The sequence below is a fragment of the Streptomyces hawaiiensis genome (assembly GCF_004803895.1).
Classification (GTDB): domain Bacteria; phylum Actinomycetota; class Actinomycetes; order Streptomycetales; family Streptomycetaceae; genus Streptomyces; species Streptomyces hawaiiensis.
The window spans coordinates 5450576-5473857 of the sequence record NZ_CP021978.1 but is presented as its reverse complement, the minus strand read 5'-3'; the positions used below and the strand labels follow the sequence as shown (position 1 = coordinate 5473857).

Sequence of the window (23282 nt, the reverse complement as noted above, 5' to 3'; positions counted from 1 at the left end):
CTCGGCGTGTGTGTCCGCCTCGGCGGGAGGGTCAGGCGACCGGCACGCCGTTCACCGGCAGGCCCTGCGTGGGCAGGTCCTGCACCGGGAGCCCGCCGAGCAGCTTGGCGGCCGGGCCGGTCGGGCCCTGGGCGAGCAGCTGCCCGGCGACCGGCTGGGCGGCGGCGAGACCAGTACCGGCCAGGGTCTGTCCCTGGCCCACCGCCTCACCCGAGCCCGCCGGCAGCGTCTGGGAGAGCTGCTCCGCCGGGAGCGCCGCGGTGACGGTCTCCATCGTCTGGGCGGTGTCCGGGAGGGCCGGGGCGGCGTTGGCGGCACCCGCACCGGCGGCGGCGAAGGCGGCACCGAGAGCGGCGACACCGAGGGTCTTGGCAGCAGACTGCTTCATGAAATGCGTCCTCGTAACGGGATGACGGGGTGTGAGCGGTTCAGCGACCGTAATCACGCGGCCCCGTCCGCCGCAAACATCGAAATGCGGACGGATGGTGAACACCGCCCGCATTCACTGTGCGCCGAATACCCCCGAATCAGCCGTCCGAGGAGCCAGAACCGCTGGTGGAAGCGGTCTGACGGAACAGCCATTCGGATTTCAGCTCGGCATATCCGGGCTTGATCACGTCATTGATCATGGCCAGTCGTTCATCGAAAGGAATGAACGATGATTTCATCGCATTGACGGAGAACCACTGCATGTCGTCGAGCGTGTAACCGAACGCCTCGACAAGGTGCTCGAATTCCCGGCTCATGCTGGTGTGGGACATCAGGCGGTTGTCGGTGTTGACCGTGGCCCGGAAGTGCAGCCGGCGCAGCAGACCGATGGGGTGCTCGGCGTACGAGGACGCTGCCCCGGTCTGGAGGTTGGAGCTCGGGCACAGCTCCAGCGGGATGCGCTTGTCCCGGACGTAGGAGGCCAGCCGGCCGAGTTCGACCCGGCCGTCCTCGTGGACCTGGATGTCGTCGATGATCCGCACACCGTGCCCGAGCCGGTCGGCGCCGCACCACTGCAGGGCCTGCCAGATGGAGGGCAGGCCGAAGGCCTCACCGGCGTGGATGGTGAAGTGGTTGTTCTCGCGCTTGAGGTACTCGAAGGCGTCGAGGTGCCGGGTGGGCGGGTAGCCGGCCTCGGCACCCGCGATATCGAAACCCACCACCCCCAGGTCGCGGTGGCGGTTGGCGAGTTCGGCGATCTCCAGGGCGCGGGCCGCGTGCCGCATGGCGGTGAGCAGTGCACCGACGCGGATGCGCAGGCCGTTCTCCCGTGCGCGCCGCTCCCCCTCCCGGAAGCCCTCGTTGACGGCCTCGACGACCTCTTCGAGGCTGAGGCCGCCCTCCAGGTGCTGCTCGGGGGCGTAGCGCACCTCGGCGTAGACGACGCCGTCCGCGGCCAGGTCCTCGGCGCACTCGGCGGCGACCCGGACCAGGGCGTCGCGGGTCTGCATGACGCCGACGGTGTGGGAGAACGTCTCCAGGTACCGCTCCAGGGAACCGGAGTCGGCGGCTTCGCGGAACCAGACGCCGAGCTTCTCCGGGTCGGTGTCGGGGAGCTGCGAGTAGCCGCTCCCGCGGGCGAGTTCGACGATCGTGCCGGGGCGCAGACCGCCGTCGAGGTGGTCGTGCAGCAGAACCTTGGGCGCCCGGCGGATCTGGTCCGGTGTCGGGGTGTTCGCGATGGGCTGGCTCGTCATTTCCGCACTCTAACTCCTACGCGCGTAGATGGCGCGTTCCCGGATGCTTTGCGTTTTCGTCGATACGTAACGGTGATCCCAAGGACGGGTCGAGTACACCCGCGCTTCTGACACTGTTCTGTCATGGCACACCAAGCGACGCCGGTTCGCAGGGCCCGGCTGGGCAGGGCACTCGGTCCGGAGCCGACGGCGGTGAGCGGCGTGGTGCTGCTGCTCCCCGGCGGCGACGAGGTCTCCGGCCGCAGGCCGTCGCCCCTGCTGGCGGCCGCCTCCGTGCGCGGCGTCGGGCGCCGGCTGGCCCGCGCGGGCCGGGACGAGGGTCTCGCCGTGCACGTGGTGCACTACCGCTACCGCGGGTGGAACGGCGGCGAGGCCAATCTCGCACAGGACGCGACCTGGGCGGCCGACGAGATCGTCCGGCGCTACGGGGACGTCCCGGTCTGCCTCGTCGGGCTCGGGATGGGCGGCCGGGCGGGGTTGCGGGCGGGTGGCCACGAGGCCGTCAACTCCGTGCTGGCGCTCGCCCCTTGGCTGCCGGAGGAGGACGTCGCGGCGCCACCCGAACCGGTGAAGCAGCTGGTCGGACGCCAGGTGCTGATCGTGCACGGCACGAGCGACGGGCGGACGGACCCCGAGCTGTCGTTCCGGCTGGCGGCGCGGGCGAAGAAGGCGAACCGGGACGTGTGCCGGTTCGAAGTGCACGCGGACGGCCACGGGTTGCACCAGTACCGGGACGAAGTTCTGGCTCTGGCCGAGGACTTCGTTATGGGGGCGGTGTTCGGGCGGCCGGTGTCGCGGCCCGTGCGGGACGCGTTCGCCGCGCCGCCGCCGTTGGGGTTGCGGATGCCGCTCGCTGCGGGGTTCAGCCCTTCGAGGCGGTAGCGCCGTTGGGTGCCGGTTCATCGGCCTGTGCGGGTTGCATGGGGCTTGTCGCGCCCACGCGGCGGAGCCGCAGATCGACACAGCCCCGCGCTCCTAGGTGGGGAGCAGACTGCCCCTTCTTGAGAGCAGGAACCTTTTGAAGGCTGCTACCGGCGGCGTGTCCGGGTGGCCCTCCAGCCAGGCCACTCCGATCTCACGGGCCGCCCGGGGGGCCGTGACCGTCAGTTCCACCACGCCCGGGCGCGGGACCGCCGGCGGGGGCAGGAGGGCCACGCCCAGGCCCGCCGCCACCAGGCCCCGCAGGGTTTCCGCCTCCTCCCCCTCGAAGGCGATACGGGGCTTGAAGCCGGCCTCCTTGCAGAGGTCGTCGGTGATGCGGCGCAGGCCGTAGCCGGGTTCCAGGGTGACGAAGGTTTCGTCCGCCGCCTCGGCGAGGCGGATGCGGCGGCGGCCGGCCAGGGAATGGTCGGCGGGGACGACCAGGCGCAGCTTCTGCTCGTCCAGGCGGCGGGCCACCAGGTCGGGGGCGTCCGGCACCGGGGACGTCAGGCACAGGTCGAGCTCACCGGCGCGAAGGCGTTCCAGCATGGCCTCGCCGTAGTTCTGGACGAGGCTGAAGCGGACGCGCGGGTGGTCGGCGCGGAAGGCGTGCAGAAGGCCCGGGACGGTCTCGGCGCCCATGGTGTGCAGGAAGCCGAAGGCGACCTTGCCGGTGGCCGGGTCGGCGTCGGCGCGCACCTCCTCGGCGGCGCGCTCGACCTCGGCCAGGGCGCGTTCGACGGAGGCGAGGAAGGTGCGGCCGGCCGGGGTGAGGGAGACCGTGCGGCCGTGCCGGGCGAAGAGGTCGACGCCCAGGTCCTGCTCCAGGCGAACCATGGACCGGGACAGTGTCGACTGGGGGACGTTCATCTCCTGGGCGGCGCGGGTGACGTGCTCGGTGCGGGCGACGCCCGCGAAGTACGCGAGGCGCGGCGCCAGCACCTTCGACATCTCTGCCATGTCTTCTGTGTCACTGCTTGGTGACAGGCGGGGCTGTGAGCTCGGTTGATGCACCATGGGAACGATTATGACCGTTCCATGCATTGGACGGATGAGTAGGGGCGTCCGTAGTTTCGAGGCATGTCTCCCGCCAGTACCAAGGCGTCCACCGTCGTGGGCGCCGATGCCTCTGTTCCTGCCGCCGACTCACGTGTCTCCCCGGGCGGACCCGGCTACCGCCGGATGAGCTTCGCCCTCTTCCTCGCGGGTGTCGCGACCTTCGCGCTGCTCTACTCCACCCAGGCGCTGCTCCCGCTGATCTCCGGCGAGTTCGGGGTGGCGGCGAGCGACGCGAGCTGGACCGTGGCCGCCGCGACGGGCGGGCTGGCGTTGTTCGTGCTGCCGATGAGCGCCCTGTCGGAGCGCTTCGGACGCCGTGCGGTCATGACCGCGTCGCTGGCCGTGGCCGTCACGCTCGGGCTGCTGGTGCCGCTGGCCCCCTCCCTCGGTGTGCTGATCGCGCTGCGGGCGCTGCAGGGTGCCGCCCTGGCCGGGCTGCCGGCGTCGGCGACGGCGTATCTCGCGGAGGAGGTCAGCCCGAAGGCGCTGGTCACCGCGATCGGACTGTTCGTCGCGGGCAACAGCGTGGGCGGGATGAGCGGCCGGGTCATCACCGGCTGGGTCGCGCAGGAGTGGGGCTGGCGGGTCGCCGTCGGTGTCATCGGTGTGATCGCGGTGGCGTGTGCGGTGGCCTTCCGGCTGCTGCTGCCCGCCCCGAAGCACTTCAAGGCCGGTTCGCTGCGGCCGCGCGTCCTGGGCCGGACGGTCCGCGGCCATCTGTCCAACCCGCTGCTGTGCCGGCTGTACGCGATCGGCGCGCTGTTCATGACGGTGTTCGGCGGCGTGTACACGGTCATCGGCTACCGGCTGACCGAGGCCCCGTTCTCGCTGCCGCAGGGCGTCATCGGCTCGATCTTCCTGGTGTACCTGGTCGGCACGGTGTCGGCGTCGACCGCGGGCCGGCTGGTCGGGCGGCTGGGCCGCCGGGGCGCGCTGTACGCGGCGGGCGGCACGACGGCGGCGGGCCTCCTGCTGTCTTTGGCGGGCTCCCTCCCGCTGGTCCTGCTGGGTCTGGTCCTCATCACGGGGGGCTTCTTCGCGGGCCACGCGGTCGCCTCCTCGGCGGTCAGCAAGACGGCCACGCACGGCCGCGCCCAGGCCTCGGCGCTGTACCAGTCCGCGTACTACATCGGCTCCAGCGCGGGCAGCACGGTCGGCGCGATCGCCTTCCACGCGGGGGGCTGGGCCGGGACGGTCGGGGTCGGGCTCCTGGCGGTCCTGGGCGTCGTGACGATCACCGTCTTCGGGACCCGGGCGGCACGGCTGCAGCGTCGCCAACTGGCCACGGCCGCCTGAGCATCGAGAGCATCCCCCCTGGTCGGGGCCGGTTGTCAGTGGGTGCGGATACCGTCCGCACCGGCTGATCACCGGACCGAGCAGGGAAATTTTTCATGGAGTTCCGGGTCGACCGTACGGAGTTCGCCGACGCCGTGGGCCGGGCGGCGCGCGCGCTGCCCGGGCGGACACCGGTGCCGGTGCTGGGCGGGCTGCTGCTGGAGGCGGACGCGGGGCGGCTGTCCGTGACGGGGTTCGACTTCGAGGCGGCGGTGCGGGTGGAGGCCGACGCGGAGGTCACGGCTTCGGGGCGGGTGCTCGTCCTCGGGCGGCGGCTGCTGGACGTCTGCCGGGTACTGCCGGACGGGCCGGTGGGCTGTGTGCTGGAGGCCTCGCGGTTCACCGTGGAGGCGGACGGCACGCGCTTCGGGCTGTCGACGCTGCCGCTCGCGGAGTACCCGTCCCTGCCCGCCCCGCCCGCGCCCTACGGCACCGTCGACGCCGCCGCCTTCGCGACCGCCGTCGCCCAGGTCGCGGTCGCCGCCGGGCGCGACGACACACTGCCCCTGCTGACGGGGGTCCAACTGCGCCTCGACGGCGGGGAGATGACCCTGGCGGCCTCGGACCGCTACCGGTACGCGGTGCGGCGGCTGGGGTGGAAGCCGGAGGCCGCGGACGCCGGCGAGGGCGTGGCCGTGGAGACCCTGCTGCCCGCGCGGCGGCTGCTGGACGTGGCGCGGTCGCTGGGGCGTGGCGGGGACGTGCGGATCGGGTGGGAGCCGGGCGGGGGCGGCGGGCTGGTCGGGTTCGAGGGCGGGCGGACACGGACCGCGCTGCGGCTGCTGGACGGGCGGCTGCCGGCGTACACGACGCTGTTCGACATGGCAGGGGCCGCGGTCGCCGAGGTGGAGCGCGAGGGGCTCGCCGAGGCGGTGCGGCGGGTCGCGGTGGTGGCGGAGGCGAACAGTCCGGTGCGGCTGGACTTCTCGGCCGGCGGATCCGTACGGCTGCGCGCCGGCTACGGGGACGACGTGGCGGCCCAGCGGCTGCCCGCCACGCTGAGCGGCGCCGACCAGATGCCGGTGGCGTTCAACCCGGCCTACCTGCTGGACGCGCTGACGTCCTTCGAGAGCCCGCGGGTACGACTGGAACTGCTCGGGGCGGGGCAGCGGGCGCTGCTGCACGCCGTGCCGGGCGACGGGGAGGCGGCTACGGCCGCGGCGGCCGGGGAGCACCGACATCTGCTCATGTCGGTCAAGGAGCTGCTGTGAAGGCCCGCGTACCTGCCGCAGCCGGTCTGGATCACCTGCTTCCACCTGCGCTTTCGTGCGCTCGGGGGGCCGTTGTCAGTGGGCTGCGGTAGCTTCCGAAGTGCTGGGGCGCGAAGGCGCGTGAACAGAACGTCCACAGGGGTGGGTGGAGATGGCGAACGGCACGGCGACACCGACGGACCTGGACATCAGGCTGGAGGCACACCGAACCGAGCTGACGGGGTACTGCTACCGGATGCTCGGCTCCTCCTTCGAGGCCGAGGACGCGGTGCAGGACACGATGGTCCGCGCCTGGCGCAGCTACGACAAGTTCGAGGGCCGCTCCAGCCTGCGCTCCTGGCTCTACCGCATCGCGACCAACGTGTGCCTGGACATGCTGACCGCGGGCAACAAGCGCGCCCGGCCCATGGACCTGACCGAGTCCACCCCGCTCGCCCAGGCGGCCCTCTCCCCCCGACCGGACAACACCTGGCTGGAGCCCATGCCGGACGCCCGTGTGCTGCCCACGACCGAGGATCCGGCGGAGGCGGCGATCGCCAAGGAGTCCGTGCGGCTCGCCTTCATGGCCGCTCTGCAGCAGCTCCCGGCCAAGCAGCGGGCCGTGCTGATCCTGCGCGAGGTCCTCGCCTGGAAGGCCAGTGAGGTCGCCGAGCTGCTGGACACCTCGGTGGCGTCGGTGAACAGCGCCCTGCAGCGGGCCCGCGCGACCCTGGCCGAGCGGCAGGAGCCGGGCGCGGACGCGGCCGTCGCCGACCCGCTGGACGATGACCAGCAGAAGCTGCTGGACCGCTATGTGGCGGCCTTCGAGGGCTACGACATGACGGCGCTGACGGCCCTGCTGCACGAGGACGCGGTCATGACGATGCCGCCGTTCGACCTGTGGCTGACCGGCACGCGAGACATCACCGGCTTCATGACCACCCTCGGCGCGCCCTGCGCGGGCTCCCGGTTGGTGCCCGTCCAGGCCAACGGCCTGCCGGGGTTCGCCCAGTACAAGCCGGACCCCGAGAAGGGCGGCTTCACGCCGTGGGCGGTCCAGGTACTGGAGATCTCAGAGGGCCGGATCACCGGGTTCCACTGCTTCCTCGACACCCAGCGCTGGTTCCCGCTGTTCGGCCTCCCCCTCCACCTCGAAGCGGAGACCGACCAGGTCGAGCAGGGCGCGTAGGGACGGGTCGGGGTCGCGCAGCCGGATCCGGCCCCCGGCCCGGCGGGCGGCCAGCTGGAGCCTCGCCAGCAGGTCGACGGCGGCGAGCCCCGGCGGTCCCAGGCCCGCGACATCGCACACCACGACCCGGGCACCGCTGCCGTGCAGCAGTGCCCGCACATCGTCGCTGAGCCCTCTCACCTCGTCCGGGGTGACGGGGCCGGGCAGTACGAGCACGGGCGGTGTCATGGCGTCCACGATCGGTAGACCGGGCGGGCGGCTGTAACTCATCGCGACTGTCCGTCCTGTCGGCGCCGTGAGGATCACATTGACCCGGGCAGTGCCTTCCCCGGAGGGTTGGCTGTATGCCCCAACCATCTGCCCCGGCCGTGCTGCCCGATGCCCTCTTCACCGGTGGTGAGGCGCCGTGCGGGGGTGCTGAGCGGGTTCGCGGTCATCGCCGTCGTCATCGGCGTCGGCTATCTGATCGGGCGCCGGGGGTATCTGGGCGGCGGTGGCCGTGAGGTCCTGACCAAGCTGGCGTTCCACGTGGCGTCCCCGGCGCTGCTCTTCACGACCCTGGCGCAGGCCGACCTGTCCGTGATCTTCTCCGACCGGCTGCTGGTCACGGCGATGAGCACGGCAGCGGCGGCCGGGGTCTTCGTGGCGGTGGGTGCGGCGCGCGGCTGGGGCGTGGGCCGGACGACGATCGGCGCTCTGTGCTCCAGCTACGTCAACTCCGGGAACCTGGGCATCCCGATCGCCGTGTACGTGCTGGGCGACGCGTCGCTGGTCGCGCCGGTGCTGCTGTTCCAGCTGGTCGGGGTCACACCGGTGGCGCTGACGGTCCTGGACCTGGTGAGCGGCGAGGAGCAGCGGCCCCTGTGGCAGCGGCTGCTCACGCCGCTGCGCAATCCGATAGCCCTGGGCTCCCTGGCGGGGGTGGCGGTCTCGGCGTCGGGCCTCACGGTGCCGGGCCCTTTGATGGACCCCTTGACCCTGATCGGCAACATGTCGGTGCCGGCGGTGCTCTTGGCCTTCGGCATCTCCCTGCACGGCAGCACACTTCCGCTGCGCGGCGCGGAACGGGCCCCTGTCCTCCTCGCCGTGACCCTCAAGGCGGTCGTCCAGCCGCTGGTCGCCTGGGCTCTCGCAGCGGGCGTCTTCGGCCTTGACGGGGCATCCCTGCTCGACGTGGTGGTGACGTCGGCGCTACCGGCGGCCCAGAACCTGTTCACGTATGCGAGCAGCTACCGGGTGGGCGAGGTGCTGGCGAGGGAGGCGATCCTGCTGTCGACGGTTCTGGCGGTGCCGGTGTTGGTGGTGGTGGCGGCGGTGCTGGGGTGACTGGGCTACGGCCAAGTCGCCCGAGCCGAACGGGACCGGCGGGGGTTCACCGGTCCCGTTCACCCGAGAGGGAACCCCCTGGTCAGGCGATCCGCTCCAGCACCACCGGCGACGCCGTGAAGTCCGTTCCCGGCGCGGCGATGTCGTAGGAGCCCTCGACCGCCTGGAGGGCGTACTCGAAGCGGTCCGGGGTGTCCGTGTGGAGGGTCAGGAGGGGCCGGCCCTCGGTGACCTGGTCGCCGGGCTTGGCGTGCATCTCGATGCCCGCGCCCGCCTGGACCGGGTCCTCCTTGCGGGCACGGCCCGCGCCGAGGCGCCAGGCGGCGACGCCGATGCCGTAGGCGTCGAGGCGGGTCAGGACGCCCGAGGCCGGGGCCTTGATGACGTGCTGCTCGCGGGCCACCGGCAGTTCCGCGTCCGGGTCGCCGCCCTGGGCCGCGATCATGCGGCGCCAGACGTCCATCGCCGAGCCGTCAGCCAGGGCCTTCGCCGGGTCGGCGTCCTTCACTCCGGCCGCGTCGAGCATCTCGCGGGCCAGGGCGATCGTCAGCTCGACCACGTCCGCCGGGCCGCCGCCCGCCAGGACCTCCACCGACTCGCGGACCTCCAGGGCGTTGCCGGCGGTCAGGCCGAGGGGAGTGGCCATGTCCGTGAGGAGCGCGACCGTCTTCACGCCGTGGTCCGTGCCCAGGCCGACCATGGTGGAGGCCAGCTCGCGGGCGTCCTCGATCGTCTTCATGAAGGCGCCGGTGCCGACCTTCACGTCCAGGACCAGGGAGCCCGTGCCCTCGGCTATCTTCTTCGACATGATCGAGGAGGCGATCAGCGGGATCGCCTCGACCGTGCCGGTGACGTCGCGGAGGGCGTAGAGCTTCTTGTCGGCGGGGGCCAGGCCGTCGCCCGCCGCGCAGATCACCGCGCCGGTGCCGTCCAGCACCGAGAGCATCTCCTCGTTCGACAGCAGGGCGCGCCAGCCGGGGATCGACTCCAGTTTGTCCAGGGTGCCGCCGGTGTGGCCGAGGCCGCGGCCCGACAGCTGGGGGACGGCCGCGCCGCAGGCGGCGACCAGGGGGCCAGCGGCAGGGTGATCTTGTCGCCGACGCCGCCTGTGGAGTGCTTGTCGGCGGTCGGGCGGGACAGGGACGAGAAGTCCATGCGCTCGCCGGAGGCGATCATCGCGGCCGTCCAGCGGGCGATCTCGCGGCGGTTCATGCCGTTCAGCAGGATCGCCATGGCGAGAGCGGACATCTGCTCGTCGGCGACCTCCCCGCGGGTGTACGCGTCGATGACCCAGTCGATCTGCGCGTCGCTGAGCTCGCCGCGGTCCCGCTTGGTGCGGATGACGGAGATGACGTCCATGGCCATGGCTTGGCTTTCCCTTCCGAGGGTTCCAGAAGCCGTACGGCCCCTCCGAGCCGGTCGCGTGAGCGACTCAGGGGGGCCGTACGGGGATTACTTGGTGAGGTGGTCCGGGCCGAAGGCCTGGGGCAGCATCCGGGACAGCGGCAGGATCCCCGCCGGGGTCTCCAGCAGGAGGTCGGGGCCGCCGAACTCGTGGAGCAGCTGGCGGCAGCGGCCGCACGGGACGAGCGTGGCGCCGTCGCGGTCGACGCAGGTGAAGTGCGTCAGCCGGCCGCCGCCGGTGTTGTGCAGCTCGGACACCAGGCCGCACTCGGCGCACAGGCCGAGTCCGTACGAGGCGTTCTCGACGTTGCAGCCGGAGATGATCCGGCCGTCGTCGACCCGGGCCGCCACGCCGACCGGGTAGCCGGAGTACGGGGCGTACGCCCGGGACATGGCGTCCCGGGCCACCGCACGCAGCTTCTCCCAGTCGGCGTCCGGGCCGGTGCCGGTCACTTGCCCTGCCCCTTCCGGTACGGCATGCCGTTGGCCCTCGGCATCCGCAGCCGCTGCGCGGACAGGGCGAGGACGACCAGGGTGATGACGTACGGCGTGGCGGAGACGACCTGGTTGGGGACCTCGTCGGTGGTCGCGTACCAGGTGAACACCAGGGCGCCGGCGATCAGGGTGGCCACGGCCGGGACGTACTTCTTGCGGACGACCAGCCAGATCGCGCCGATGATCAGCAGCAGCGCGCCGAGCAGCAGCAGGGCGTGGACGTTGGCGGAGCCGCCGCGCAGGTTGAGGCTGTCGGTGTAGCCGAACAGGCCCGCGCCGAGGGCGAGGCCGCCCGGCATCCAGTTACCGAAGATCATCGCCGCGAGGCCGATGAAGCCGCGTCCGCTGACCTGGCCCTCCAGGTAGAAGGGGTTGGCCACGATGGACAGGAAGACACCGCCGAGGCCGGCCAGGCCGCCGGAGATGACGACGGCGATGTACTTGTACTTGTAGACGTTGACGCCGAGGGACTCGGCGGCGACCGGGTTCTCACCGCAGGAGCGCAGCCGCAGGCCGAACGCGGTCCGCCACAGGATCCACCAGGTGGCGGGGATCAGGGCGACGGCGATCAGGGTCAGCCAGGACACGTTGGTGACCAGGCCGCCGAGCAGGCCGGCGATGTCGGAGATCAGGAACCAGCCGTGGGCGTTGAGGTCCCTCAGGGCGTCGGACAGTCCGGGCACCGTGAAGTTCCCGAGGGAGTCGACCGCCGGGGACTGCTTGGCGGAGCCGCCGGTGTGGCCCTCGAAGGCCAGGGGCGCGAGGTAGCGGGTGGCGCCGAGGGCGAGGATGTTGATCGCCACACCGGAGACGATGTGGTTGACGTTGAAGGTGACGGTGACGAAGGCGTGCAGCAGGCCGCCGAGCGCGCCGCCGAGGATGCCGACCAGGACACCGGTCCACGGGCCCCACTGGAAGCCGGCCCAGGCACCGAACCAGGTGCCGAGGATCATCATGCCCTCGAGGCCGATGTTGACCACGCCCGCGCGCTCGGCCCACAGACCGCCGAGACCGGCGAGGCCGATCGGCACGGCGAGCTGGAGCGCGGTGGACATCTGGCTGACGTTGGTGATGCCGTCGGCGCCGGTGATGAGGCGCACGATCGAGGTGAGCGCCAGGCCTCCGGCGATGATGAGCAGCAGGACGGGCCACGACAGGCGGCGGCCGGTCGGCGCCGCGGGCTGCAGCGTGGGCTGGTTGACGTCGGTCGCGGTGGTCATCGGCCAGCCACCTCCTTCGTGTTCTGAGCGCCGAGGACGTGACCGGCGGCGAGTTCGGCACCGACGCGGCGCTGCTGGCGGCGCAGGCCCCATTCGCGGACGGCCTCGTAGGAGACGACGACGGAGAGCACGATCAGGCCCTGCATGATGACCGCGATCTCCTTGTCGTAGCCGTGGAAGTCCAGCTCGGGCGAGGCCTTGTCGAGCCAGGCCCACAGCAGGGCGGCGAAGGCGATGCCGACGGGGCTGTTGCGGCCGAGCAGGGCGATGCCGATGCCGAGGAAGCCGATGCCGGTGGGGAAGTTCAGGTCGTAGGTGTGGGTGTCGCCGAGCAGGATCGGCAGGCCGGCGAGGCCCGCGATGCCGCCGGAGATCAGCATGGCGCTGAGCACCATGCGCTTGGGGTCGACGCCGCTGGCCGCGGCGGCGGTCTGCGAGGCGCCGGAGGCGCGCAGGTCGAAGCCGAAGCGGGTGCGGTTGAGGACGACCCAGTAGCCGATGCCGAGCAGGACGGCGAGCAGCACCAGGCCGTAGATCTCGCCGGCGGCGCCCATCGGGATGCCGGGGATCCAGCCGGACTCGTGCATCTCGCCGGTGGTGTTGTTGTTGCCGACCTTCACGCCGAAGACGTCGGGCAGCCACAGGTAGGCGATCACGGAGGTGGCGATCGCGTTGAGCATGATCGTGGCGACGACCTCGCTGACGCCGCGGGTGACCTTGAGGACACCGGCGATGCCGGACCAGAAGGCGCCGGTGAGGACGGCGGTCAGGAGCAGCAGCGGGACCTGCAGGGCGGCCGGCAGGTGCATGTGGGCGCCGACGACGGCGGCCATCATGGCGCCGAGCTGGTACTGGCCGTCGACGCCGATGTTGAACAGGTTCATCCGGAAGCCGATGGCCACCGCGAGGGCCGCGATGTAGTACATCGAGGCCTGGTTGATGACCAGCACCTGGATGTCCGAGAAGCCGATCTGCTCGAACATCAGGGCGAACGGCTCGAAGGGACTCTTGCCCGAGGCGAGCAGCACGATCGCGCTCAGGACGAAGGCCACGGCCAGCGCGATGACCGGTCCGGCCACCGCGAGGAGCACGCGCTCCTTGTCGAACTTCTTCATCAGCGGGCCTCGTCTTCCGGAGACTCGGGGGCGTCGGCCTTCGAGGTCTCGGGGGTGTCGTCGTGCTCGAGGTGCCCGGTGGCGGCACCGGTCATGGCCGAGCCGAGCTCCTCGGGGGTGATGGTGGCCGGGTCGGCGTCCGCGACCAGCTTGCCGTTGTAGATCACGCGCAGTGTGTCGGACAGGCCGATCAGCTCGTCCAGGTCGGCGGAGATCAGCAGCACGGCCAGGCCTTCGCGGCGGGCGTCGCGGATGTGGTCCCAGATGGCGGCCTGGGCTCCGACGTCCACGCCCCGGGTGGGGTGCGCGGCGATGAGGAAGCGCGGCTTGTGGCTCATCTCGCGGCCGACGATCAGCTTCTGCTGATTGCCGCCGGACAGGGAGGCGGCGGTGACGTCGATGCCGGGGGTGCGGACGTCGTACTCCGTCACGATCCGGCGGGTGTCCTCCTGGGCCGCCTTCGGGTCCAGCCAGACGCCCTTGGCGAGGGGCTTCTCGGTGACGTGGCCGAGGATGCGGTTCTCCCAGAGGGGCGCCTCCAGGAGCAGGCCGTGGCGGTGCCGGTCCTCGGGGATGTAGCCGATGCCCTGTTCGCGGCGCCTGCGGGTGGGCCAGGCGGTGATCTCCTCGTCGGCGAGCCGGATGGTGCCGGTGTCGGCGGCCCTGAGGCCGATGAGCGCGTCGACCAGTTCGGTCTGGCCGTTGCCCTCGACACCGGCGATGCCGAGGACCTCGCCCGCGTGGATGGTGAAGCTGATGTCGTCCAGGAGGGCCTTGCCGCCCGGGGTCGCGAGGCGCAACTGGTCGACGGTGATGACCGGGCGGTCGGTGACCGTGGACTCGGCCGTCTCGGGTGTGGGCAGCTCGCTGCCGACCATCATCTCGGCGAGCTGACGGGGCGTCGTCTCGGCGGGGACGGCCGTACCGACGGTGGTGCCGCGGCGGATGACCGTGATGTCGTCGGCGACGGAGAGCACCTCGCCGAGCTTGTGCGAGATGAAGATGACCGACAGGCCCTCGGAGCGCAGTTCGCGCAGGTTGGCGAAGAGGGCGTCGACCTCCTGCGGCACGAGCACGGCGGTCGGCTCGTCGAGGATGAGGGTGGTGGCGCCGCGGTAGAGGACCTTGAGGATCTCCACGCGCTGGCGGGCGGCGACGCCGAGCTCCTCGACCAGGAGGTCGGGCTTGACGTCGAGGCCGTAGCGCTCGGAGAGTTCCTTGATCTTGCGGCGGGCCCTGGCGCCGATGCCGTAGAGCTTCTCGCTGCCGAGGACCACGTTCTCGAGGACCGTGAGGTTGTCGGCGAGCATGAAGTGCTGGTGGACCATGCCGATGCCGCGGACGATGGCGTCGGCCGGCGAGGAGAAGCTGACCTGCTGCCCGTCGACGGCGATGGTGCCCTCGTCCGGCTTCTGCATGCCGTAGAGGATCTTCATCAGCGTGGACTTGCCGGCGCCGTTCTCGCCGACGAGGGCGTGCACGGTGCCCTTGCGGACACTGAGGTGGATGTCGTGGTTGGCCACGACACCGGGGAAACGCTTGGTGATCCCGGCGAGTTCGACGGCGGTCACCGATTCGTTGACCGCCGCTCCGGCCGGAGGGCTGCTGGACGCGTTGATGGCGCACTCTCCTGGGGACGGGGGCCGTCTACGCGCGTAGCGCCCCTACGGCATACAAAGGGGCCGACGCCCCGCGGCAACGGGGTACGAGGAGCAGCCCCCCGTAACCCGTCGAGCGGACGTAACCCCGGGGGTTACCGCCTGCTTCGAGGCAGTCGCTCGTCAGCTGCTCTTGACCTTGATCTCGCCGCTGATGATCTTCTCCTTGGCCGTCTTGATGGCTGCCTGGAGCTCGGCGTCGTCCGCGAACTTCGGGTTGGAGTTCGACAGGCTCACCTCGCCGGTCTTCAGATCGCCACGAACGATACCGGTCTCGGGCTTGCCGTCCTCGACCGACTTCGCCAGGTTGTACACCGCCTTGGCGACGTCCTTCATCGCCGAGGTCAGGATGGAGTCCTTGTACTTCGCGAGGGCTTCCTGCTGGTACTGGTCGGAGTCGACACCGATGGCCCACACCTTGTTGGCGGCGGCGGCCTCGATGACACCCTGACCGGACAGGCCGGCGGCCGCGTACACCACGTCGGCCTTCTTCTCGATCTGGCCCTCGGCAGCCGTCTTGCCCTTGTCGGGGCTGGCGAAACCGCCCTCCTCGGCCGTCTGGGTGAGGTACTGGGAGAGCACCTTGACCTTCGGGTCGGTCTCCTTGACGCCCTGCGCGAAGCCCGCCTGGAACTTGTGGATCAGCGGGATGTCCACACCGCCGACGAAGCCGACGACCTTCGACTTGGAGGTCTTGGCGGCGGCGACGCCGGCCAGGTAGGAGGCCTGCTCCTCGTTGAAGACGAGGTCGGCCACGTTCTTGGTGTTGATCGTGGCGTCGTCGACGATGCCGAAGGTGGTGTCGGGGAACTTCTCCGCGGCACCCTTCACGGCCGCGGCGTACGCGTAACCGACACCGATGACCGGGTTGTAGCCCTGCTTGGCCAGGGAGGCCAGGCGCTGCTCCTTGTCGGCGTTCGTCTCACCCTCGGTGGGCTCGACGTCGGCCGTCTGGTACCCGAACTCCTTCTTCGCCTGTTCCAGGCCCGCGTAGGCGGCGTCGTTGAAGGACTGGTCACCCTTGCCGCCGACGTCGTAGGCGATGGCGAGCCCCTTGTCGCCCTTCGAGTCGGACGACCCGGAGGTCGAGGTGCTGCCGCAGGCGGAGAGCGCGAGGGCCAGGGAGGCGGTCGCTGCGCCTGCGACCGTGATCCGGGAAATCCGGCGCATGTGTGGGTGCTCCTGTCGTACAACGAGGTCGCACAGCGCCGGGACGGTTCAGCTTCAGCGCTGGCTTCGCCGCAGATTAACGCGCGTAGACCTGCCTGAAAACCCCTTCTGTCCACCTTGTTATGCGCCCGTGGCCAAGCCATCACCGGGCCTTGGTCCGGGCGTTGCCGACCGCAAACGGAAGGTGGCGCTGGGTGATCCCGTTCCGCGGGGGCGGGAAGCACGGAGCGGACGGACACCCTGGGGTGTCCGCCCGCTCTGCTGCCCTGCGAGGGCTGTTCTGCTCGGCTCTACTCGGTCTTGACCTTGATGGAGCCGTCGTTGATGCCCTGCTTCGCCTTGTCCACGGCCTCCTTGAGCCCCGCGACCTTGGCGAACTCGGGGTTCGCCTCGGAGAGGCCGACGCCCTTGACCTTCAGGTCGAAGGTCTGCTTGCCGGTCAGCGGCTTGTCGTCCTGGACCGACTTGGACAGCGCGTAGACCGCACCGCCGACGTCCTTGAGCGCGGAGGTGAGGATGGAGTTCTTGTACGGGGCGAGAGCGGCCTGCTTGTACTGGTCGGAGTCGACGCCGATCGCCCAGACCTTCGCCTTGGCGGCGGCCTCGATGACGCCCTGTCCGGACAGGCCGGCGGCCGCGTAGAGCACGTCGGCCTTCTTCTCGATCTGGCCCTCGGCGGCGGCCTTGCCCTTGTCGGGGCTGGAGAAACCGCCCTCCTCGGCCGTCTGGGTGAGGTACTGCGACAGCACCTGCACCCCGGGCTTGGTGTCCTCGACGCCCTGCTTGTAGCCGGCCTCGAACTTGTGGATCAGCGGGATGTCCACGCCGCCGACGAAGCCGACGACGTCGGTCTTGGTGGCCTTGGCGGCGGCCACACCGGCGAGGTACGAGGCCTGTTCCTCGGCGAAGACGAGGGAGGCGACGTTCTTGCCCTCGACCTCGGAGTCCACGATGCCGAAGGTGGTGTCCGGGTACTTGGCGGCCACGGCCTTCATCGCCGGGCCGTAGGCGAATCCGACGCCGATGACCGGGTTGTAGCCCTGCTTGGCCAGCGACGCCAAGCGCTGCTCCTTGTCGGCGTTCGTCTCGCCCTCGGTGGGCTCGATGTCGGCCGTCGTGTAGCCGAACTCGTCCTTGGCCTTCGTCAGGCCGGCGTAGGCGGCGTCGTTGAAAGACTGGTCGCCCTTGCCGCCGACGTCGTACGCGATCGCGACGCCGCGGTCGCTGTCGCCGCTGTCGCCGCTGTCGCCGCTGGTACCGCCGCAGGCCGTGGCGACGAGCCCGAGCGACGCGACCCCCACCGCGACGCGGGTCAGTTTGGAAATCCGACGCATCTGAAGTTCCCCATTCTCCAAAGCCCCGCAGTGGGTGCTCGGTTCGGCGCACATTAACGCGCGTAGACACTCCTGGGAACGGTTCGCCGCGGGGCCGTTATCCATTCGTGCCGATGGCCGGTTACGCCCTTGTGAACCACGGGATCGAACGGGGTCGAAAGGTGTACTCGGGAATACGGCGCGTGTCTACCTCGCCACGCGCACCAGGCTGCCGTGAGGCTGCGCCGCTCGCAACCGGAGGCTCCGCCGGGGTGGCCGGTGGGGGTGGCCAGGGGTGTCGCCGCCCGGGTCGGGTCGTGGGGGCTTGAGGTCGTTGTCGGTGTGCGGCTTCATTGTGGCTGGTTGCGCAGTTCCCCGCGCCCCCAAACAGGGGCGCCTGCTTGGGGGCGTTGGCGGTGTGCGGTGGTGTTGTGGCTGGTCGCGGCGTTCCCCGCGCCCCGCAGGGGGACGCTAGCGGAGGCCGTTGACGAGGGCTGCGGCTGTGAAGAGTTCCACTCCGACCGTGATGGCCGACTCGTCGACGTCGAAGTCGCCTTGGTGGAGGTCGCGCACGTGGCGTTCGCCGGGGGTGCGGACGCCCAGGCGGGCCATGGCGCCGGGGACGTGCTCGAGGTACCAGGAGAAGTCCTCGCCGCCGAGGCTCTGCTCGGTGCCCTCGACGGACTCGACGCCGCGCCGGGCGATCATGGCGTCGCGCAGCAGTTCGGTCACGCCGGGCTCGTTGACGACGGGCGGGACGCCGCGCACGTAGTTGATCTCCGACTTGGCGCGGTACAGGTTGGCGATCTCGTCGATGGCCGCGACGACGACGTCGGGGGCCTGCCGCCACGCCTCGATGTCGAGGCAGCGCACGGTGCCGGACAGCTCGGCGTGCTGCGGGATCACGTTCGGCGCGTGGCCCGACTCGACGCGGCCCCAGGTGATGGCGATCCCGCTGCGGCTGTCGAAGCGCCGGCCGACCAGCGCGGGGACGTCGGTGACGACGCGGGCCGCGGCGGTGACCAGGTCGGTGGTGAGGTGGGGGCGGGCGGTGTGGCCGCCCGGGCCGTCGAGGCCGATCTCCAGCCGGTCGCATGCGGAGGTGATGGGGCCCTCACTGAGCCCGATCTTGCCGGCGTCCACGCGGGGGTCGCAGTGCACGGCGATGATCGCGCCGACGCCTTCCAGCGCCCCGCTCTTGATGGCGTCGGCGGCGCCGCCGGGCAGCACCTCCTCGGCGGGCTGGAAGATCAGCCGGACGGGGCGGGGCAGCGTGCCCTGCCGGTGCAGTTCGGCGAGGACCAGGCCGGCGCCGAGGACGACGGTGGTGTGCACGTCGTGGCCGCAGGCGTGCGCGCGGTCGGGCACGGTCGAGCGGTACGGGCACTCCGTCTTGGTGTCCGGGATCGGCAGGCCGTCGATGTCGGCCCGCAGGGCGAGCATGCTGGGACCGCCGTCCCACTGCTCGCCCTCCACGCCGATGTCACAGACGAGTCCGGTCCCTACGGCGAGGACGCGCGGCTTGAGGCCGGCCCGCTCGAGCCGCTCCTTGATCGCGGCGGTCGTGCGGAACTCCTGGTTGCCGAGCTCCGGGTGCATGTGCATGTCGCGTCGGAACGCGATGAGCTCGGCCCGCAGAGCGTCGGGCAGGGCACCGGGAAGTACGGCTCCTCCGGGAAGGTCGACCTCGGACTCCAGTGACATCAGTGGCTTCACCCTTTGAAGGGTAGGGCGCCCAGGCGGTCGGCTGACCCTGGATCAACAAAACTTCAACCCGATAGGGGAAGAAAATATGACCGCCCGGCGCATAGCTATCAAGTGAGATGGGTAAACTGGCCTGCCTTTTGGGCCCGGACCGGGCCACCCACCTCCCGGAGTGTGACTTCGGACACACCGGCGTCACGACTCCGGTATCCATCCATCTTCTCCACGGATACCACGCCCTGCGCGGTGAACACGGGCTTGTTCATCTGCCGGGACGCGCGCCCCCGCTAGTGTGCGCTCCGTGCGCGCCCCCGAGTTCTTACAGTCCACGCAGTCCTCCTACGACGCCATCGCCGAGGCCTATGCCGCCGAGCACCCCGACAGCCTGGCCGGAAGACCGCTGGAGCGGGCGCTGCTCGCGGCCTTCGTGGATCTGGTCCGGGCCTCCGAGGGCACCGCGCGGCCCCCGGTCGCGGACATCGGCAGCGGTCCGGGGTACGTGACGGCACGGCTGCACGAGGCCGGGCTGCCGGTGTTCGGGATCGACGCCTCGCCCCGCATGGTGGCCCTGGCCCGCCGGGCCCACCCGGGCCTGCGGTTCCATGTCGGTTCGATGACGGCCCTGGACCTGCCGGACGAGACGCTCGGCGGCATCGTCGCGCTCTACTCGATCATCCACGTGCCGGACGACCATCTGCCCGCGGTCCTGGCCGGGTTCCGCCGCGTCCTGCGGCCGGGCGCGCCCGTGCTGCTCGGCTTCCAGTCCGGTGACGAGGACGGACACCAGCGCCTGACCGAGCGCTACGGCCAGGAGATCTCGCTCGACTATTACTGGCGCACCCCGGACACCGTCGCCGGACACCTCACGCAGGCGGGCCTGCGGCTCCACGCCCGCGTCCTGCGCGAGCCCGAGCCCGGCGAGAAACTGCCGCGCGCGTTCCTGCTGGCGCGCCGGCCGGTGCTGGCCGGGGAGTCTGCGACGGACTAGACGACTCCGCCCTCTGGCCCTCGACTGCCCCGGGCATCGCGGCCACGCGTGCCGCCGCCGTACCGGCCCTAGCCGGCCGCCACCGCTCCCGGCGTCCCCGTCGGGCCCGGCAGGGCCGTGAAGCTTGCCGTGCCTGCCGACTTCGTGGGGCCGGCCGGGTCCGGAGGGTCCGGGTGCAACGGCGCCGCCGGGTTGGCCGCGGCCGTCGGAGACAGCCGGTGGACGTCCCGGGCCGTGCCCGTGACTCCGGACAGGAAGCCCTGGGCTCGGGGCGAGGCGTGCGCCGTCAGCCACTCGGGGTCGATGTCGCACACCGCGACCCGTACCTCCGTGCCGGACAGGGCCAGGGGGAGAGTGTGGACGACCGTGGAGGGGAAGCTGAGGATCGTCCGGCCGATGGGGCCGCGGCGGGCGATCAGTTCGAGGGGGAGTTCGGGGCGGACGATCTCCAGGCCCGTCTCGACCGCGAGGCGGTGGAGCTTGTCCGTGCTCTCGCGGCGGTGGGCGAAGTAGCGGGTGGCGCCGTGGGTCTTGGCCAGGGCTTGGACGGCCTCCAGGTAGCGGCCGTCGTCCACAACTCCGGTCTCCACCAGGGACGTGCCCACCATGTCCGCGCCCTTGGTGATGCGGGGCGGGCCGAAGCGGGCCCGGGTCCAGGCGAAGGTGTTGGCGCCGACCGTGACGCCCGCCGGGGTCTGCGCCATCGGCATGGAGGAGAAGATCTCGATGCGGCGGCTGCCGGAGGGGGTCAGACGGCGGCGGGCCGAGGAGGACACCGGCGCGAAGATCAGGTCGCGGGGGCCGGGGCGGCCGCCCTTGCGGTGCCAGCGCACCAGGCGTTCCCCCCGGGCCAGCTGCCCGACGAACTCCATCGTCGCCGTGCCGTCGTCGACGACGACCAGGTCACGGGCGCGGGTGATCGTCAGCAGCAGCTGGACGTAGCGGGAGAAGGGGTCCCCCAGTACGACCCGGCGTGCCCTGCGGAGCAGGCCGGTCAGGCCGCCGATGGTCTGGAAGGGCGCCAGGGGCCCGCCGCGCGCTTCCTCCCAGCGGACCTGGTGTCCCTCGTCGCGGGCCAGGTCGGACATCCGCCGCAGCTGGCCGCGCGTCATCGGGTCGAGGGGTGACAGCACCACGAGGGTGAGCCCCACGCCGGGCGCATGCGCGTGCGCCCACTCCAGCACGTTCAGCAGCTGTACCGGGCTCTCGACGAAGGCGAGAGTGTGGGGGCCGGCGTTCCCGGCGCGGGGGCTCATCGACGTACGACCGTCCCGTCGTAAGGGGGTTGTGGGGGTGGTGCTCAGACGCCGACCGGCTCGCCCGCGGCCGTGGCGATCTCCGCCTCGGCGACCGCACCGGCGACGCGGCGCAGCTTCTTCATCGGGCCCAGCTCGGACTCGTAGACCTTCTTGACGCCGTCGCCGAGGGAGGCCTCGATGGTGCGGATGTCGCGGACGAGGCGGGTGAGGCCCTGCGGCTCCACGGAGGCGGCCTGGTCCGAGCCCCACATGGCGCGGTCGAGGGTGATGTGACGCTCGACGAAGGTGGCGCCCAGGGCGACCGCGGCGAGGGTGGTCTGCAGGCCGGTCTCGTGGCCGGAGTAGCCGATCGGGACGTTCGGGAACTCCTGCTGCAGGGTGTTGATGACGCGCAGGTTGAGCTCCTCGGCCTTCGCCGGGTAGGTCGACGTGGCGTGGCACATCAGGATGTTGTCGGAGCCGAGGACCTCCACCGCGTGGCGGATCTGCTTCGGCGTCGACATGCCGGTGGACAGGATCACCGCGCGGCCCGTGGAGCGCAGGGCGCGCAGCAGCTCGTCGTCGGTGAGGGAGGCGGAGGCGACCTTGTGGGCGGGGACGTCGAACTTCTCCAGGAAGGCGACGGCCTCGGTGTCCCACGGGGAGGCGAACCAGTCGATGTTCTTCGACTTGCAGTAGTCGTCGATCGCGCGGTACTCGTCCTCACCGAACTCCACGCGGTGGCGGTAGTCGATGTAGGTCATCCGGCCCCAGGGCGTGTCGCGCTCGATGTCCCACTGGTCGCGCGGGGTGCAGATCTCGGGGGTGCGCTTCTGGAACTTGACGGCGTCGCAGCCGGCGTCGGCGGCGGCGTCGATCAGCTTGAAGGCGTTCTCGAGATCGCCGTTGTGGTTGATGCCGATCTCACCGCAGACGTAGACCGGACGGCCCGGGCCGACCTCGCGCGAACCGAACGTGCGGATACGGGAGTTGGTGCTCATGGCAGAGATGTCCTTACTTGGTGAGGGAATCGAGAGAGGGGCCGAGGATCCAGCTGGCGATCTCTCGGATCGCGCCGTCGCCACCGGGGACGGTGGTGACCGCGCGTGCGGCGCCGCGCACGACGTCGTGGGCGCTCGCGACCGCCACGGGCCAGCCCACGAGGGCGAAGCACGGGAGGTCATTGACGTCGTTGCCGACGTAGAGCACGCGCTCCGGCGCGATGCCCTGCTCCTCGCACCACTGCTTCAGCGCGAGGTCCTTGCGGTCGATGCCGTGCAGCACCGGGAGCTTGAGCTTCCGGGCCCGGGCGGCGACCACAGGGTTCTGTTCCGTGGACAGGATCAGCATCTGCAGGCCGCTCCTGCGGAGGGCCGCGATGCCGAGTCCGTCCCCGCGGTGCACGGAGACGAACTCCCGTCCGTCGGAGTCGACGAGCACCCGGTCGTCGGTCTGGGTGCCGTCGAAGTCGAGGACGACCGCGTCGATGTCGTCGGCGGTCGGGAGCGCGCCGGGGCGGTCCGCGTCGAAGAGCGGCGCGAGGGCCCGGGCGCGGGCGAGGTCGTGCGGGTCGTCGATCTCCAGCACGCGCGCGGGGTCGGTGCGGACCAGCTCCGTGCGGCCGAAGAAGCGGTGCTGGTGCTTGCGGAAGCCGGTCGCCTCCATGGCGTAGGCGGCGCCGGTCTCCAGCAGGTCCTGGGGGCGGTCCTGGCGGCGGGGCCGGAAGGACTTGTCGTGGTTGACGCCGTAGCCGCCGGTGGTCACGCCGGAGGTGGCCTCGGTGTCCACGTCCCGCCAGATGAACCCGTGGAAGGGCGCCACGGTCACCGCGGTGTCGGCGCCGTGCTCGGCGATCGCGCCCGCCACCCCGTCGATGTCCTCGCGGACGATGAACGGGCTGGTGCACTGCACGAGCAGCACCACGTCCACCGGCGCCCCGTGCAGGGCCTCGTGGGCGTCCATGGCGTGCAGGACGGCGGCCTCGGAGGTGGCCGTGTCGCCGGCGATGGCGGCGGGCCGCAGCACCACCTCGGCGCCGGCCTCACGGGCGGCTGCCGCGATGGCCTGGTCGTCGGTGGAGACCACGACGTCCGTCACCAGCCGGGTGGCCCGGCACTCACGGACCGCCCGTGCCACCAGGGGGACTCCGCCGACGGGGAGGAGGTTCTTCGCGGGCACGCCCTTGGAGCCGCCGCGCGCGGGGATCACCGCGAGCACGCGGCGCACCGGGGCGCCTCGGCCCGCTTCCGGGTGGGACATGGGGTCTTCTCCT

The 23282-nt window shown here is 71.3% G+C and carries 20 protein-coding genes and 1 pseudogene; 6 read left to right on the top strand and 15 right to left on the bottom strand.

Going from position 1 to position 23282, the window contains the following annotated elements:
- Positions 1 to 31: 31 nt before the first annotated feature.
- Positions 32 to 388, bottom strand: coding sequence for an ATP-binding protein (locus CEB94_RS25380; protein ID WP_175434391.1), 357 nt, complete (start codon positions 386 to 388; stop codon positions 32 to 34).
- 139 nt (positions 389 to 527) lie between these two features.
- Positions 528 to 1685, bottom strand: a complete 1158-nt coding sequence (locus tag CEB94_RS25375) for an adenosine deaminase (RefSeq protein ID WP_175434390.1) — start codon at positions 1683 to 1685, stop codon at positions 528 to 530.
- 123 nt (positions 1686 to 1808) lie between these two features.
- Between CEB94_RS25375 and CEB94_RS25370 the strand changes: the two genes are divergently transcribed.
- On the top strand, positions 1809 to 2567 hold the full coding sequence (locus CEB94_RS25370; RefSeq protein ID WP_175434389.1) for an alpha/beta hydrolase family protein: 759 nt from the start codon (positions 1809 to 1811) through the stop codon (positions 2565 to 2567).
- A 93-nt stretch (positions 2568 to 2660) separates the two neighbouring features.
- Here CEB94_RS25370 and CEB94_RS25365 read toward each other — a convergent pair whose 3' ends face one another.
- A complete protein-coding gene (locus CEB94_RS25365) occupies positions 2661 to 3623 on the bottom strand; it encodes a LysR family transcriptional regulator (RefSeq protein ID WP_175434388.1) in 963 nt (320 codons plus the stop codon).
- Positions 3624 to 3686: 63 nt separating this feature from the next.
- On the opposite strand from CEB94_RS25365, the gene CEB94_RS25360 reads away from it, so the two are divergent.
- The 3 genes from CEB94_RS25360 to CEB94_RS25350 all read left to right on the top strand — a co-directional run bounded on the left by CEB94_RS25360 (position 3687) and on the right by CEB94_RS25350 (position 7379).
- On the top strand, positions 3687 to 4961 hold the full coding sequence (locus tag CEB94_RS25360) for an MFS transporter (RefSeq protein WP_175434387.1): 1275 nt from the start codon (positions 3687 to 3689) through the stop codon (positions 4959 to 4961).
- 95 nt (positions 4962 to 5056) lie between these two features.
- Positions 5057 to 6211 (top strand): DNA polymerase III subunit beta, encoded by a 1155-nt coding sequence (dnaN, locus tag CEB94_RS25355; protein ID WP_175434386.1) that lies wholly within the window; start codon positions 5057 to 5059, stop codon positions 6209 to 6211.
- Positions 6212 to 6362: 151 nt separating this feature from the next.
- Positions 6363 to 7379, top strand: coding sequence for a sigma-70 family RNA polymerase sigma factor (locus tag CEB94_RS25350; protein ID WP_175434385.1), 1017 nt, complete (start codon positions 6363 to 6365; stop codon positions 7377 to 7379).
- Here CEB94_RS25350 and CEB94_RS25345 read toward each other — a convergent pair.
- Entirely contained in the window at positions 7263 to 7649 is a 387-nt protein-coding gene (locus tag CEB94_RS25345; protein ID WP_175434384.1) for an STAS domain-containing protein, read from the bottom strand. The two genes, CEB94_RS25350 and CEB94_RS25345, sit on opposite strands and share 117 nt — an antisense overlap.
- Before the next feature lie 123 nt (positions 7650 to 7772).
- Here CEB94_RS25345 and CEB94_RS25340 point away from each other — a divergent pair, with 123 nt between their 5' ends.
- Complete coding sequence (locus CEB94_RS25340; protein ID WP_246111912.1) at positions 7773 to 8705, top strand: AEC family transporter; 933 nt, start codon at positions 7773 to 7775, stop codon at positions 8703 to 8705.
- Positions 8706 to 8787: 82 nt separating this feature from the next.
- Here the strand turns inward: CEB94_RS25340 and CEB94_RS25335 are convergent.
- The 8 genes and pseudogenes from CEB94_RS25335 to CEB94_RS25300 all read right to left on the bottom strand — a co-directional run bounded on the left by CEB94_RS25335 (position 8788) and on the right by CEB94_RS25300 (position 18784).
- Positions 8788 to 10064 (bottom strand): annotated as a pseudogene (locus tag CEB94_RS25335) (thymidine phosphorylase).
- 93 nt (positions 10065 to 10157) lie between these two features.
- A complete protein-coding gene (locus CEB94_RS25330) occupies positions 10158 to 10562 on the bottom strand; it encodes a cytidine deaminase (protein WP_175434382.1) in 405 nt (134 codons plus the stop codon).
- A complete protein-coding gene (locus CEB94_RS25325) occupies positions 10559 to 11824 on the bottom strand; it encodes an ABC transporter permease (protein ID WP_175434381.1) in 1266 nt (421 codons plus the stop codon). Before CEB94_RS25325 ends, CEB94_RS25330 begins: the two co-directional genes overlap by 4 nt.
- Positions 11821 to 12939, bottom strand: coding sequence for an ABC transporter permease (locus CEB94_RS25320; protein WP_175434380.1), 1119 nt, complete (start codon positions 12937 to 12939; stop codon positions 11821 to 11823). Before CEB94_RS25320 ends, CEB94_RS25325 begins: the two co-directional genes overlap by 4 nt.
- Entirely contained in the window at positions 12939 to 14510 is a 1572-nt protein-coding gene (locus CEB94_RS25315; RefSeq protein ID WP_175434379.1) for an ABC transporter ATP-binding protein, read from the bottom strand. Before CEB94_RS25315 ends, CEB94_RS25320 begins: the two co-directional genes overlap by 1 nt.
- Positions 14511 to 14720: 210 nt before the next feature.
- On the bottom strand, positions 14721 to 15767 hold the full coding sequence (locus tag CEB94_RS25310; protein WP_175434378.1) for a BMP family lipoprotein: 1047 nt from the start codon (positions 15765 to 15767) through the stop codon (positions 14721 to 14723).
- A gap of 290 nt (positions 15768 to 16057) precedes the next feature.
- Positions 16058 to 17101 carry a BMP family lipoprotein gene (locus tag CEB94_RS25305; RefSeq protein ID WP_175434377.1) on the bottom strand — a complete coding sequence of 348 codons (1044 nt, stop codon included), beginning with the start codon at positions 17099 to 17101 and terminating at the stop codon, positions 16058 to 16060.
- 450 nt (positions 17102 to 17551) lie between these two features.
- Entirely contained in the window at positions 17552 to 18784 is a 1233-nt protein-coding gene (locus CEB94_RS25300) for a M20 family metallopeptidase (RefSeq protein ID WP_175437147.1), read from the bottom strand.
- A 301-nt stretch (positions 18785 to 19085) separates the two neighbouring features.
- Between CEB94_RS25300 and CEB94_RS25295 the strand changes: the two genes are divergently transcribed.
- Positions 19086 to 19772: a class I SAM-dependent DNA methyltransferase gene (locus CEB94_RS25295; RefSeq protein ID WP_175434376.1), complete on the top strand. Its 687-nt coding sequence runs from the start codon at positions 19086 to 19088 to the stop codon at positions 19770 to 19772.
- A 68-nt stretch (positions 19773 to 19840) separates the two neighbouring features.
- Here CEB94_RS25295 and CEB94_RS25290 read toward each other — a convergent pair whose 3' ends face one another.
- From CEB94_RS25290 to CEB94_RS25280, 3 genes are read right to left on the bottom strand one after another with little or no spacing between them, the layout of a single operon-like run.
- Positions 19841 to 21028, bottom strand: a complete 1188-nt coding sequence (locus tag CEB94_RS25290; RefSeq protein ID WP_246111911.1) for a ferritin family protein — start codon at positions 21026 to 21028, stop codon at positions 19841 to 19843.
- A gap of 44 nt (positions 21029 to 21072) precedes the next feature.
- Complete coding sequence (locus CEB94_RS25285; RefSeq protein ID WP_175434375.1) at positions 21073 to 22011, bottom strand: N-acetylneuraminate synthase family protein; 939 nt, start codon at positions 22009 to 22011, stop codon at positions 21073 to 21075.
- Positions 22012 to 22024: 13 nt separating this feature from the next.
- Positions 22025 to 23269: an N-acylneuraminate cytidylyltransferase gene (locus CEB94_RS25280; protein WP_175434374.1), complete on the bottom strand. Its 1245-nt coding sequence runs from the start codon at positions 23267 to 23269 to the stop codon at positions 22025 to 22027.
- Between the last annotated feature and the right edge of the window lie 13 nt (positions 23270 to 23282).

What these genes read in the sequence shown, in the direction of transcription:
- CEB94_RS25380 (WP_175434391.1), bottom strand. Translation starts at nt 388, where the DNA reads ATGAAGCAGTCTGCTGCCAAGACCCTCGGTGTCGCCGCTCTCGGTGCC.
- CEB94_RS25375 (WP_175434390.1), bottom strand. Translation starts at nt 1,685, where the DNA reads ATGACGAGCCAGCCCATCGCGAACACCCCGACACCGGACCAGATCCGC.
- CEB94_RS25370 (WP_175434389.1), top strand. Translation starts at nt 1,809, where the DNA reads ATGGCACACCAAGCGACGCCGGTTCGCAGGGCCCGGCTGGGCAGGGCA.
- CEB94_RS25365 (WP_175434388.1), bottom strand. Translation starts at nt 3,623, where the DNA reads ATGGTGCATCAACCGAGCTCACAGCCCCGCCTGTCACCAAGCAGTGAC.
- CEB94_RS25360 (WP_175434387.1), top strand. Translation starts at nt 3,687, where the DNA reads ATGTCTCCCGCCAGTACCAAGGCGTCCACCGTCGTGGGCGCCGATGCC.
- dnaN (WP_175434386.1), top strand. Translation starts at nt 5,057, where the DNA reads ATGGAGTTCCGGGTCGACCGTACGGAGTTCGCCGACGCCGTGGGCCGG.
- CEB94_RS25350 (WP_175434385.1), top strand. Translation starts at nt 6,363, where the DNA reads ATGGCGAACGGCACGGCGACACCGACGGACCTGGACATCAGGCTGGAG.
- CEB94_RS25345 (WP_175434384.1), bottom strand. Translation starts at nt 7,649, where the DNA reads ATGAGTTACAGCCGCCCGCCCGGTCTACCGATCGTGGACGCCATGACA.
- CEB94_RS25325 (WP_175434381.1), bottom strand. Translation starts at nt 11,824, where the DNA reads ATGACCACCGCGACCGACGTCAACCAGCCCACGCTGCAGCCCGCGGCG.
- CEB94_RS25320 (WP_175434380.1), bottom strand. Translation starts at nt 12,939, where the DNA reads ATGAAGAAGTTCGACAAGGAGCGCGTGCTCCTCGCGGTGGCCGGACCG.
- CEB94_RS25310 (WP_175434378.1), bottom strand. Translation starts at nt 15,767, where the DNA reads ATGCGCCGGATTTCCCGGATCACGGTCGCAGGCGCAGCGACCGCCTCC.
- CEB94_RS25305 (WP_175434377.1), bottom strand. Translation starts at nt 17,101, where the DNA reads ATGCGTCGGATTTCCAAACTGACCCGCGTCGCGGTGGGGGTCGCGTCG.
- CEB94_RS25300 (WP_175437147.1), bottom strand. Translation starts at nt 18,784, where the DNA reads ATGTCACTGGAGTCCGAGGTCGACCTTCCCGGAGGAGCCGTACTTCCC.
- CEB94_RS25290 (WP_246111911.1), bottom strand. Translation starts at nt 21,028, where the DNA reads ATGAGCCCCCGCGCCGGGAACGCCGGCCCCCACACTCTCGCCTTCGTC.
- CEB94_RS25285 (WP_175434375.1), bottom strand. Translation starts at nt 22,011, where the DNA reads ATGAGCACCAACTCCCGTATCCGCACGTTCGGTTCGCGCGAGGTCGGC.
- CEB94_RS25280 (WP_175434374.1), bottom strand. Translation starts at nt 23,269, where the DNA reads ATGTCCCACCCGGAAGCGGGCCGAGGCGCCCCGGTGCGCCGCGTGCTC.